Below are 12,619 nucleotides of genomic sequence, written 5' to 3' on the forward strand. Positions count from 1 at the left end.
GCTCAATCGAGTTCAGAGCATTGATACTGCGCCCGCTCGAGCCAGTCTTGCCGGATCTCGACACCCCAGCCTGGTCCCGACGGAATTTCGACCTTGCCGTCGCGGGCCACGGGGAACGGATCGTAGAGATCCTTTTGCCACGGGTAGTAGTCGAAATCCTCGATCGCGAATTCGACATAGGGTCCGGCCGCCTCGATCGCGCCCATCAGGTGCAGCGTGAAGATCGTGACCAGACCGAGATTGGCCGAGTGCGGCGTGCAGGCCATGCCGTATTTCTTCGCCAGATCCGCGATATGCAGCGTGCGGTGGATGCCGCCGATATAGAGAATATCAGGCTGCAGCACGTCGACCGCGTGCATCGCCGCCATCCGCCGCCAGTGCGCGAGATCGCAGTCCTGCTCGCCGCCGGTCACGTCGATGTCGAGCGCGTCGGAGACTTCCTTGGTCCATTCCAGCTCCCAATAGGGACATGGTTCCTCGAAATGGCAGAAACCGTGATCCTGCATCATCCGGCCGACCTCGATCGCACGCTTGGGCGTGAAGCAGCTGTTGGCGTCCGCGAGGAGATCGCAGCTCTCGCCGAAAGCCTTGCTCATCGCTCCGATGATCTCTTCCGTCCGGCCGGGCCATTCGTCGACGTCATGGCCGTATTCGCTGCCGACCCGGATCTTGAAGGCGTCGTAACCGCATTCGTCCTGCTGCCGCTTCAGCCGTTCGACCTCGTCTGCCGGGGTGATGTCGCGCCGCATGCTGGAGCCGTAGACCCGGAACGGGCGCGGGGTACCGCCGAGCAGCTCGCAGACGCTTTTGCCCCCGCGCTTGCCGTAGAGGTCGTAGAGCGCGGTATCGAGCCCGGCCATGCCGCGGCGCAGATAGGCGCCCGGGAACTTGTGCTCCTTCTCCGGGATGATCCGCATCAGCCCCGGAAGATCGAAGGCGTTCCAGCCGAGTGCGTAAGGCGCGACCTGGCGATGCAGCACCAGCGAGGAGATATCGGAATTATAGGTCGAGACCTGGCCCCAACCCTGGCTCCCGTCTTCGATCGTCACGCGCACGAAGCCGACGAACCGGGTGCTGAATGTCTCGATCTTTGTGATTTTCATGAATGCATATCCACACCAGAGAAATCGGCGCCGCTGCCGTCCGCAGTTTATCGGCCACTTTGTTGCACAATCTTGACGATTGATTTGGACGCAAATTAAGGTCCATTTTCGAGAAAACACCAGACCAATCAATCGTCCTTTCTCCAGTCGGCAGGGAGCCCGCCGCATTCATGGTGAAACGTGCCGCCGGCGCCTTGCTCAGCGCCATCCGGATCGATCACGACTCGTCCCGTCTGCTGGCGAGCCAGATCGCCAGCTCGATCCGCGAGATCATCCTCGCGGGCGGGCTGCGCGGCGGCGACCGCCTGCCGGCGACGCGGACGCTGGCACGCGATCTCGGCGTCTCGCGTACCACCATGGTCGAGGTCTTCGAGCGGCTGATCTCGGAGGGGCTGCTGGAAGCCCGCACCGGTGCCGGGACCTATGTCAGCGACTCCGTACGGCTGGGCGACGGCGACGGCGGTTCCGAGAAGCCGCCGAAGGAAGCCCCGAGAACAACGAAAGCTGACGTTCGTGCCCCGGTGAATCTCGGAACCGGTTTCGCCGTCCGCCTGCCGCACACGGTGCGCGCCTTCACGACCGCCCTCCCTGCGGTCGACATGTTCCCGGTGGCGCAATGGACCCGGCAGTCGAACAAGCACTGGCGCGAGCAGCGCGACCTCGTGCTCGGTTACGGCAGCGCGACCGGCTTTCCGCCCCTGCGCCGGGCCATCGCAGCGCATCTGAAGGCAAACCAGGGGATCAATTGCGACGAGGAGCAGATCTTCGTCACCAACGGCGCCCAGCACGGCTTCCACATCATCGCCTCCATGCTGCTGAAACAGGGCGACAAGGTCTGGTTCGAGAACCCGGGCGCCATTGGAGCGCAGAACGCGCTCCGGGCGGCTGGCGGCGACCTGGTTCCGCTGCCAATCGACAGCGATGGCCTCGACGTCGCGGCGGGGCTGGAACGCGCGCCGGACTTCCGCCTCGCTTTCGTCACCCCCCTGCATCAGCAGCCGCTCGGCGTCACAATGAGCCTCGAGCGCCGCTTCGCCCTTCTGAACGCGGCGGAGGCCGCGGACGCCTGGATCATCGAAGACGATTACGACGGCGAGTTCTATTACGGTACCCACCCGATCCCGACCCTGAAGAGCATCGACCATGCCGACCGGGTCTTCTATGTCGGCACTTTCTCGAAGACCCTCTTCCCGGCGCTCCGGCTCGGCTACATCCTCGCTCCGCCGCCATTCGTGCCGATCCTGAACCACCTTTTCGAGAGCTGGCTTCCGAGTGCGCCGCTGAACAGCCAGGCGATCGTCGCGGGGTTCATGGACGAAGGTCATTTCGCCACCCATCTGCGCCGCATGCGCCGGATCTATACCGAGCGCTACCAGATCCTGATGCAGTGCGCGTCCGAACAGCTGGACGGCCTTCTGACCGTGAAGCCGACGGATACCGGCCTGCACACGACCGGGCGCCTGGCTTCCGGGCTAGCGGAAAATGCCGTTGCCGAAGCGGCGAATGACGCCGGCATCACCGTGACGCCTTTCGGACGCTACGCGATGACGCCTCTGGACAAGACCGGGCTCGTGCTCGGCTTTAGCGGTGTCCCTCCTGAAGATATCGAACAGGGCGTCCGGGGACTTGCGCGGATCCTCGAGGCCGAGCAGGCGAAACGACAAACGGCTTCCCGATTGGAAAACTCATCGTGACAGACACATTCGACTATATCGTCGTCGGCGCCGGTTCTGCCGGATGCGCGCTCGCGGCCCGGCTCAGCGAGAGCGGCCGGCACAAGGTCCTGCTGCTCGAAGCCGGCGGCGACGACCGGCAGTTCTGGATCCAGGTTCCGATCGGCTACGGCAAGTCCTTCTACGATCCGTCGGTGAACTGGATGTACATGTCCGCGCCGGTCCCGACCGCCGGAAACCGCCAGACCTATTGGCCACGCGGCAAGGTGCTCGGCGGCTCCAGCTCGATCAACGCCATGGTCTATATCCGCGGTCAGGCCGAGGATTACGGAGACTGGGAAGCGGCCGGAAATCCAGGCTGGGGATGGCGTGACATCCTCCCGGTCTACAAGCGCATGGAATCCCACCAGGACGGAGAGAGCGCCTGGCATGGCGGATCCGGCCCGCTGAAAGTCACTGCGCCGCTCGCGGACCTGCATCCGCTCTGCGCCGACTTCTTCTCGGCGGGCGCGGAAGCGGGCGTGCCGGTCAATCCGGATTTCAACGGCGCCAGCCAGGAAGGTATCGGACCGTATCACTTCACGATCGGCAGCGGCTTCCGGATGTCGGCGGCCCGCGCCTATCTCTGGCCGGCGCGGAGGCGTGCGAACCTGAAGATTGAGACCAATGCCGTGGCGGAGAAGCTGTTGTTTGACGGCAGGCGCGTCACCGGCATCGAATACCGCGCCCATGGGATCCCGCGCAGTGCAACAGCGGAAGCGGAGATCATTCTCGCAGCCGGAGCCGTCGGCAGCCCGGCCCTGATGCTTCACTCCGGCATCGGCCCGGCGGAAGAACTGCGCGACCTCGGCATCGCGGTCCATACCGACCGTCCGGGTGTCGGGCGCAACCTGATGGACCATTACATCGTCGACCAAATGTTCCGCTCGCGCCGGCCGTCGCTGAACAATGAACTTGCGCCCTGGTGGGGCCGCGCGTTGGCCGGCATGCGTTATCTTCTCACGCTCCGAGGGCCGGTCGGCATGAGCCTCAATCAGGCGGGCGGTTTCATCCGTACCCGGCCGGAGCTCTTGCGGCCGAACATGCAGCTCTATTTCTCGCCGCTAAGCTACAAGAAGGGTGCGCCGGGCAAGCGGGCGCTGATGCACCCGGACCCCTATGCCGCGTTCCTGACCAGCATCTCGCAATGCCGTCCGACGAGCCGCGGCTGGCTGAAGCTGCGCTCTGCCGATCCGCACGAGGCGCCGGAAATTCAGCCGAACTATCTCTCGACCGAGTTCGACCTGCAGGAGAACCTGGAGGGCTTCAAGTTCATCCGGAAGTTGGCCGCGACCCCGACCATGCGCGAGGTGATCGAGGAGGAAGTCTCGCCCGGTCCGGACGTACACAGCGACGACGAGATGCTCGACTATTTCCGCGATACCGGCGGCTCCGTGTTCCACCCCTCCGGCACCTGCCGCATGGGCCCGGACCCGGAGACGGACGTGGTGCGTCCGGATCTCCGGGTCCATGGCCTCGAGAATCTGCGCGTCGCCGATGCCTCGATCTTTCCGACGATCCCCTCCGGCAATACCAATGCCCCTTCGATCATGGTCGGCGAGAAGGCGAGAGACATCATCCTCGGCAACCGCTGAGCCTCGTAATCCAGGCGCCTTGCGGCCGGGAGGAAAAAAATCTGTCATCCGGCGGGCACCATGCGTTGACAGCGCTGAGGCGCCCGCATAGAAGGAGCGCAGCATACGCCGTGTTGTGGGGCTCGCCCCGCGTTGAGCCCTTGTGCGGAGGGGTGGCCGAGAGGCTGAAGGCGGCGGTTTGCTAAACCGTTATAGGGTTAATAACCCTATCGTGGGTTCGAATCCCATCCCCTCCGCCATTCCCTTTTTTTGCGACTTTCCCGCTCAGCATTCGATACGAAGATGTGCGTCCTTGTGAGCCATCAGAGTCTATTCGTAAATGTCCGACCTCCGCCGCCGCTTCCGCGAGAGCATCCTCGAGATCCTGAACCGCTCGGACACGCCGTCGGTGTTCGAATGCGAGGTGATCCTCTACCGCGCCGCCAAGTTGCGGGAACTGCTGCTGACCAACAGCCTGAAGCAGCGCGGGCATAGCGTCATCGAGGCGGGTCCTTTCAGGGGTATGCGCTATCACGACTTCACCGTCGAGGGCACGCATCTGCCGAAGATCGCCGGCGTCTACGAGCACCCTTTGCACGAGATCATCGAAACCAGCGTGGCGCGTAACTATGCGACCATCGTCAATATCGGCGCCGCCGACGGCTATTACGGGGTCGGCATGGCCCGGCTTTGCCCGGAGGCGCGCGTGATCCTCTATGAAGAGGTCGAGGAACGGCGAGAGCAGTGCCGTGTGCTTGCCGCCATGAACGATGTCTCGGAACGCTGCGAGATCCGAGGCCGCTTCACGCCGGAGGAGCTGGACGGCCTCGCCGCACTCGGCGCCGGCCTCATCCTCTGCGACATAGAAGGGGCCGAGAAGGATCTGCTCGATCCGACGACGTACCCTGCCCTCGCCCGGTTCGACCTGATCGTGGAATGTCACGACCTGCTGGCGAAACCGGGTGAGACGGTCATCTCGAAGCTCCTCGCAGATCGTTTCACGGCAACGCATGAGGTCCGCCTCGTCCCCCATGACAGCTATCCGGGCACGCCGGTTTCAGACTGGGCGCGCGGGCTCTCTCAGCTCGATCAGTTGCTCTGTCTCTGGGAAGAACGCGCCGGGCCAACACCCTGGCTCTGTATGACGGCGCGGAAGTCCTGAGGCCGCTCTCCCGGACTGAACGTCAGCTTTGACGAATTGGCGCGTTGACCGGGCGGTTTGGCGGACCGAGAGTGCTTGCCCTATCATCTCCGCCGGATTATCGGGTAAGAACCGTCAAAAGCTGGTGTCCGACAGACTTGCGCCTAACCGAGGAAACGCTCCGTGAAGAATTCTAGAACCCTACTCATCGACCGCCATCCGGGCCGCTCGGCCCAGACCATCGGGCTTGCGCGCGAGCTCGGCACAGATCCGGAGCTAATCCACGAGCCGTCCGTCGGCGTCGTCGGCACCAAGGGCGACAGCCAGTGCTATCTCGGCGTCCAGGCCAAAGTTGAGGCGATCCACGCCTGCCTGCGCGAGCGCATCGGGCAGGAAGCGGGCAAGCTGAAGCTGCGTCTGGTGCAGCCGGAATTCACCATCGCCACGTCCGACGGCGTGCGCAACGGCACGCCGGAGATGCGCTATTCGCTGATTGGCCGCGAAGTGACCAACGACGCGCTCTGCGAGCATCTCGAAGCGACCGGCCTTGCCGGCACCATCGCGGTCGTGGCGTGCGACAAACCGCCAGTCGGCACGTTGGCCGCCCTGCTGGAGCACAACCAGCCCGCCATCATCATGTCCGACGGGCCGATCCATCCGGGCAAGGATCCGAATACCGGCGAAGCGCTCGATATCGTCAGCGCCTATCAGGTCGCCGGCAATCCGGATCCCGAGTTCCGCCATCACATCTCCTGCCACGCCTGCCCCGGCTTCGGCAGCTGCGGCGGCATGTTCACCTACAACACGATGCAGACCTTCATCGGCGTCGTCGGCATGCAACCGCTACACATGGTCGCCCCCGCGTCCGACGACCCGCGCCGCCTCAAAGACTTCCCGACCGAGCTGGTCGACCGTCTGGCCGCTCTGATCGACGCTGACCTGAAGCCGCGAGATATCGTCGTCCGGGACTCGCTGCGCAATGCGATGATCGTCTCCATGGCGATCGGCGGCTCCACCAACGTGGTTCTGCACGCCCCTGAAATCGCCCGCGCGGCGGGTTTCAGCGACTTCTGGAAAGAAGTCATCACACCGGAAGAGTTCAACCATCTCTCCCAGCATGTCGTCCCGGTGCTGACCGACGCCCGGCCCTACGGCAAGTACTCGATGGTCGATATCGACGCCGTCGGCGGTGTCCAGGTCATCGTCCGCGAACTGCTGGAAGCGGGCCTGCTGAACGGCGACGTCCTCACCTGCACCGGCGAAACGCTGGCCGAACAGGTCACGCGGCTCGGCAGCAAGAAGGTCGACGGCACGGTGATCTATCCGGTCGAGAAGCCCTACAAGCCGACCGGTGGACTGCGCATGCTGGGCGGCAATCTCTCTCCCGACTTCTCCGCCATCCTGAAGCTGGCCGGCGTCGAGGGCGGGCTGGAGAACAACCGCTTTGCCGGCAAGGCGCGGGTTTTCGAAGGCGAAGCAGGGCTGCTGAAGGCGCTGGACGAAGCACCGGAGCAATTCGAGAACAACGATATCGTCATCGTCCGCTACGCGGGTCCGAGCGGCGCGCCCGGCATGCCGGAAATGCTCGATCCGACCTCCCGCATCACCACGCTCTGCCGTGAGCGCGGTATCGTCGTCGCGCTGATGACAGACGCCCGCTTCTCCGGCGGTTCGGTCGGCCTGGTCATCGGCCATGTTGGCCCGGAAGCGGCGCTCGGCGGCCCAATCGCTCTGATCGAGGATGGCGACGAGATCGTCGCGGACCTGGAAACGAACGAACTGAACTGCACCGCGCTGCAGGACCCGGCGACGGCGGCTGCCCGCAAGGCGGCCTGGGAGAAGGTCGTGGCCGACAATGGCGGCATTCACCCGAATTGCGGCGCCGCCGATACCCGGCTTCTGCACAGGGCTCGCCATACCGCGGTTCCGGCCATCCGGGGCGGCGGCCTGCACCCGAACCGGGAGGTCTGGGTCCGCGATGCGCGCGTGGCGGAGAAGTCGGGTTTCGTGCCGGAAAACAGGCATCGCCCGGGCTCCGCGAAAGCGTTCTAGTCTAGCGAACGGAGCATGAGTCAATCGGGCCGGATCTGCCATGTTGGCGGTCCGGCCCGTTTTTTTGCTCAGTCCCGTGCCGGAATGGGCTGCCAATGTGGCGGTGATTCCAGCGATGCCGCGCCATGCTCCAGCCACTCGGCCCAGGAAATCTCAATCGCTGCATAAGTCCCGTTGGCGCGAATTTCCTTGAGACCCCGGTCGAGCATACGGGCCAATGCCTTCGAACGGCCGAACTGAACCTTGCTGAAGGATATGAAGAGATCGAATTCCGTCAGACTGTGGATGGGCACCGGTGCCGGATCGATCCGCGCCTTGTTCCGCGCAATCTGAAACTGAGCGACCTTTTCATAGACGACGGCGAAATCAGCCCTTTTCCGCGCCACCATAGCCAAGGTCTGAAGATCCGATTCGACCGCAATCTTGTCGATGTCGGCATTCCGGTCAAAGGAATCGGTATAGGTAAAACCGCGCACAATCGAGAACGTTCCGGTTCGGAAATCCTCGCCCGTGAAAGCCTCGCGCCGGTCGGGGTGCGCATAGATCAGGATTCTGCCACGGAACAAAGGTTCTTCGTGAAAGAGGAACTTCCGTTGATTGGCTTCCGAGTTCGTCGTGTTGAAGCACCCGATCCGACGGCCGACTTCGACATCACGCACGCAACGGGCATAGGGCATGGCCGTGAAACGGACTTTGCAGCCGACGGCATCGAAGGCCGCCGTCACGATATCGAGGGAGAATCCCCTGAGCTCCCCCTGGAACAGCCCGGTATAGGGAAAAAACCCGTCTTCGGCCGCGATCTCGTGGACCGTCCCGCGATCGCATATCAAGCGCGTCTCCGCCGCAGCTGGCCGCAACGGCGAAAAGCAGACGGCCGCCAGAACAGTCAGCAGAACACTCAGCTGCAATCGCAATTTCCGTCCCGCCAAGTTTATTGTGGCTCCATTGAATGAAGATCGCGCGATGCTTTGGCCGTCGGCCCCGGGACAGGTATCGGATCTCGGGCAAAACCGGGAAAAACAAACCTTATTCGAGACACATATTACCGCAAGTAATCCACTAACACCCTAGAGTTCTGGCCTGGGGTAAAACGGTTCTATATCCTGAGAGTGCCGAGTCTGTGACGAGAGATTACGTGAGCCGTCTGCAGGTACCGTTCTGGCGCCGCTTGTCGGTTCGCCAAGCGCAAATCGCCGTTCTGATCGGAATGATACTCGGCATCCTGTTTGCCGCGGTACAGGTCCTTCTAGACGCGCACAATCAGCGGCAGAATCTCAGCGCGCACGCCGACACTCTCCTTGCTTTTGCCAGCCGGCCGGCCGCCCGGGCAGCTTACCGTCTCGACGCGGTCGGCGCCCAGGAACTGGCGCTCAGCCTCCTGAACGACCCCGCCGTCGTCCGCGCCCGGATTGTCGACGAGATCGATCTGACGCTCGCGAGCGCGGCCCGCGAAACGCAACCGTCCAGCAGCGCACTCGAAAGGCTGCTTCTCGGTTCCGAGGCACAGCATTTCGAGCGTCAGCTTCGTTTCGAGAACGCCGCGCTCGACGTCGGGAAACTGGAGATCGAGCTGGATCCGATAACCGCAGCTCCAGGATTCGCTCAGCGAACCCGTAACATCCTATTTTCCGGGCTGCTGAAGAGCACCATATTGGCCGTGGCGCTTATGCTGATCTTTCAATGGATCATCACGAAGCGGGTGACGCGACTCGCCGAGACATTTTCATCTCCTGCCGAAATCAGGGTCCGCTCTAAATCTCGCGGCGACGAACTCGACCTGCTTGAAGACGAGGTCGTCCGGACGACCAGAGCGCTCGCCGGAGCGGTCAGCGAGGCTCAGGAAGCCAACAAAGCGAAGTCAGTCTTTCTCGCAAGTATGAGCCATGAAATGCGCACGCCATTGAATGCCGTGATCGGCTACGCCGAGGCGTTGGAAATGGGCATAGGCGTCGACAATGCCGCGCATCGAAACGAGTATCTCAAGAATATCGTGCGCGCGGGAAGGCAACTGAACCGGCTTCTCGGCGACATTCTCGATTTTTCCAAAATTGAAGCTGGCTCGATCGATATCGAGCTCGGCGACGTGCGCCTCGCCGAAGTCATCCGCCAGGACCTGCCGCAATTCGAGGAAATCGTTGCCGGCAGGCACCTCAATCTGACCAGCGAAATCATGACCGAAGCGGAGGTCCGCGGAGATCGCGCCCGTATCCGCCAAATCCTACTGAACTTCGTGAGCAACGCCGCGAAGTACAATGCGGACGGGGGAAAAGTCGCCGTAGGCTGCCGGAATATGTCCGATGGGTGGATCCGCCTCTACGTCCGGGACGACGGCACCGGTATCCCGAAAAACCGCACGGACTCGATTTTCGAGCCGTTCGTCCGCGGCAACAACAACATGCCGGACATTCCCGGCGCCGGACTCGGGCTTGCGATCTGCAAGATGCTCACGGAAGGCATGCACGGCCGGATCGGTTGTGACAGCGCAGAAGGCGAAGGGGCAACATTCTGGATCGACCTGCCTCTATCGAGAGCCGGTTCCGGATCTCTATGAGCGAGGCGCGCAATCATCCTGCCGGCGGACCGATCGTGCAGATCGATTTGCCGGCCGGCGGTCATTGGCCACACCTCGATGCGAAAGGGCCGGATCTGCGATCCGGCCCCGATACTGATCTTCCGGTCCGTCCACTCAGAGAGAACGCACGTTGCCAAGGAAGCGATCGATCTCGCTCTTGAGCTTGCGATTGCGCTCGCTGAGTTCGGCAACCACGCTTTGCTGCCCGTCGGCGAGCTGGCCGGTCTCGTCAGCGGCGCGCGATACCGTCTCGACGACCTCGGCGACCGTCTGCGTTCCGGATGCGGCCTGCTCGATATTCTGGGCAATCTCGTTGGTCGCGGCCCCCTGCTCTTCCACGGCACTGGCAACAACCGCGGTCAGCTCGTCGATCTTGTTGATCGTATTGCCGATCTCAAGCACGGCGTCGGCCGCGGCGCCGGTTTCACTCTGGATTTCAGCGATCTTCTGGCTGATCTCCTCGGTGGCCTTGCTGGTTTGCGTCGCCAGGCTCTTCACCTCGCTTGCCACCACGGCAAAACCCTTTCCGGCCTCTCCGGCCCGAGCCGCCTCGATCGTCGCATTCAGGGCCAGGAGGTTGGTTTGCTCCGCGATCTCGTCGATGATCTGGATCACCTGCCCGATGCTTTCCGCCGCGGTGTTGAGCGCGCCAACTCGGGCATTGGTCGTTTCCACTTCCCCGACGGCCGCACGAGACACCGCCGAAGCCTGAGACATCTGCGACGAGATCTCGTTGATCGAAGAGGAAAGCTCGGTGGTCGCCGACGCCACGGTCTGGATATTCGTGTTCGCCTCCTCGATCGCAGCAGCGGCGTCACGGGACAGATCGTTCGTGGTTTGCGCGTTGCCCGCCATGGTCGAAGCGGAGTCCCGAACACTATTGACCGCCTCCTCGACCAGTTTCAGAACGGTTTCCATCTCGCTATCGAAGGCACGGGTAAACTCCTCCATCTTCTGATGACGTTCGTTCTCACGCGCCTGCTGCTCAGCCTCTCGGGCCTGCTGTTCGCGCTGCTCCAAACCGTTGCGCTTGAAAACCTCGACCGCCGCAGCCATGCTGCCGATCTCGTCCTTCCGCTCCGTTCCACGCACCTCGACATCGAGATTTCCACCAGCCATCACACCCATCAAGTCGGTCATCTCGCCTATCGGCGAGGCAATCGATCGGCTGAGAGCAACGCCGGAAACCACCGCGATGACGACCACGAGAGCAATCGAGATGTACATCGTGAGGGTGAAAGCCTCCATCGCTGCGGCGCGGGTTTCCGAGGCAGCAGCCAAAATCGCCTGGAGTTCCGCCTGAAGTTTCGATGATGTGTCCGTGAAATGATCAATCGCCGCCTGAGGCTCACCGGTCACCTCGATCGCTCTCGCCTGATTGACCGTGAGATAGTTGCTCATGAGGCGGACCTGTTCGGACGCGTAGTCATCGGCCCACTTCTGGTAGTCCGTCAACAGCGTATCCACCAGCTTGGACAGCGCCGGGTTGTTTTTGCTGCTCTCTTGCAGCTGGGTCATTCCGGCTTCGACCTTCGGCGTCATATCGTTAAATTTCTTAAGCCCATCGCGATCGCCCGTCAGGAGGTAGTACAGGAGTCCTTGACGCTTGAGCGCGAAAGCGCGTTCGTAATCGAGAAAGATCTCGCCCAGCTGCTCCGACCTGACGCTTTCCTCGTCCGCGCTCTTGATCTTCTCGATGGATGCGAAAGAGAGGACCGCCATCAAAACGGTCGTCGCGATCAACAAGGAAAAGCAGAGCGCCAGTTTTCGCGAAATCTTCAAGTTTTGAAGAAAGTCCATTTGCATATTCTCCTTCAGCGTTGGGCTTCAGCGCGTCACATCATGCCGCGCCGGCGGGCCAGCTCGCTCAGGTTGTATTCGACGGTAACGGCGCCGATGGCCTCACCATCCTTCGCAATCGTCAGGTTGACTTGCGCGCGCCAGGTCTTGCTTGCTTCATGGAATTCCGGTTCATCGACGAAAACCGCGGTCGGACCGACATCGAAGGTCTTCTGGAACTTCGCCTCGTCACCCTGCCAGAAATCGGAGGTGATGGAGCTTTGACCGACATTGAGTCCGTAAGCGTCCATCACGAAAATTTCGGTGAATATTCCGCCTGACATTGCCTGGATCTGGGTCAGGTAAGTGGAGAGCGGGCTGCTGAGGGTCGCCGCGATGAGCGGCTGATCCTCGCTCTCGCGCTCTGCGCGCCACGCTTTATCGAGAGCGTCGATCTGCTCCTGGCCGACGCCCTTATAGCGCTTGTTATGCGCGAGGATCGACATTTCCACGACCGGATTTTTGAGCCAGTCCCGGACCAGTTCGATCGCTGCCTCGTCGATAATCTCGACGGATGGCGGCTCGGATTGCCCGAAAGCGTTGGGTGCGGAAAACGCGATCAGCATCGCGGCTGCCGCGGTGACGGTTCGGAAGGTCTTTTTCATTGAATCCTCGCATCTCCAAAC

At 62.3% G+C, this 12,619-nt stretch carries 9 protein-coding genes and 1 tRNA gene; 6 read left to right on the plus strand and 4 right to left on the minus strand.

All coding sequences use genetic code 11. The annotated features are described in order from the left end of the window. Positions 1-2: 2 nt before the first annotated feature. The gene (locus IG122_RS04835) at positions 3-1,103 is read right to left on the minus strand and encodes a mandelate racemase/muconate lactonizing enzyme family protein (RefSeq protein WP_193181003.1); all 1,101 of its coding nucleotides are present in this window, start codon (positions 1,101-1,103) and stop codon (positions 3-5) included. 170 nt (positions 1,104-1,273) lie between these two features. On the opposite strand from IG122_RS04835, the gene pdxR reads away from it, so the two are divergent. The 5 genes from pdxR to IG122_RS04860 all read left to right on the plus strand — a co-directional run bounded on the left by pdxR (position 1,274) and on the right by IG122_RS04860 (position 7,582). Continuing rightward, positions 1,274-2,797, plus strand: a complete 1,524-nt coding sequence (gene pdxR / locus IG122_RS04840) for a MocR-like pyridoxine biosynthesis transcription factor PdxR (protein WP_226893328.1) — start codon at positions 1,274-1,276, stop codon at positions 2,795-2,797. Further along, positions 2,794-4,410 carry a GMC family oxidoreductase gene (locus IG122_RS24400; protein WP_193181005.1) on the plus strand — a complete coding sequence of 539 codons (1,617 nt, stop codon included), beginning with the start codon at positions 2,794-2,796 and terminating at the stop codon, positions 4,408-4,410. The genes pdxR and IG122_RS24400 overlap by 4 nt, the downstream gene beginning before the upstream one ends. A gap of 146 nt (positions 4,411-4,556) precedes the next feature. Beyond that, positions 4,557-4,649 (plus strand) — tRNA-Ser (locus tag IG122_RS04850). 80 nt (positions 4,650-4,729) lie between these two features. Next, positions 4,730-5,551: a class I SAM-dependent methyltransferase gene (locus IG122_RS04855; protein WP_193181007.1), complete on the plus strand. Its 822-nt coding sequence runs from the start codon at positions 4,730-4,732 to the stop codon at positions 5,549-5,551. A gap of 162 nt (positions 5,552-5,713) precedes the next feature. After that, positions 5,714-7,582, plus strand: a complete 1,869-nt coding sequence (locus IG122_RS04860; RefSeq protein ID WP_193181009.1) for a dihydroxy-acid dehydratase domain-containing protein — start codon at positions 5,714-5,716, stop codon at positions 7,580-7,582. Between the two features lie 68 nt (positions 7,583-7,650). Here the strand turns inward: IG122_RS04860 and IG122_RS04865 are convergent, their stop codons facing one another. Next, positions 7,651-8,511: a substrate-binding periplasmic protein gene (locus IG122_RS04865; RefSeq protein WP_193181011.1), complete on the minus strand. Its 861-nt coding sequence runs from the start codon at positions 8,509-8,511 to the stop codon at positions 7,651-7,653. 206 nt (positions 8,512-8,717) lie between these two features. Between IG122_RS04865 and IG122_RS23940 the strand changes: the two genes are divergently transcribed. Next, positions 8,718-10,133, plus strand: a complete 1,416-nt coding sequence (locus tag IG122_RS23940) for a sensor histidine kinase (protein WP_319024814.1) — start codon at positions 8,718-8,720, stop codon at positions 10,131-10,133. Between the two features lie 135 nt (positions 10,134-10,268). Here IG122_RS23940 and IG122_RS04880 read toward each other — a convergent pair whose 3' ends face one another. Both IG122_RS04880 and IG122_RS04885 read right to left on the minus strand, forming a co-directional pair. Then, complete coding sequence (locus tag IG122_RS04880) at positions 10,269-11,954, minus strand: methyl-accepting chemotaxis protein (protein WP_193181017.1); 1,686 nt, start codon at positions 11,952-11,954, stop codon at positions 10,269-10,271. A gap of 35 nt (positions 11,955-11,989) precedes the next feature. Then, positions 11,990-12,598 carry a hypothetical protein gene (locus IG122_RS04885; protein WP_226893329.1) on the minus strand — a complete coding sequence of 203 codons (609 nt, stop codon included), beginning with the start codon at positions 12,596-12,598 and terminating at the stop codon, positions 11,990-11,992. Positions 12,599-12,619 lie beyond the last annotated feature (21 nt).

This window comes from Nisaea sediminum, from assembly GCF_014904705.1.
Lineage (GTDB): Bacteria > Pseudomonadota > Alphaproteobacteria > Thalassobaculales > Thalassobaculaceae > Nisaea > Nisaea sediminum.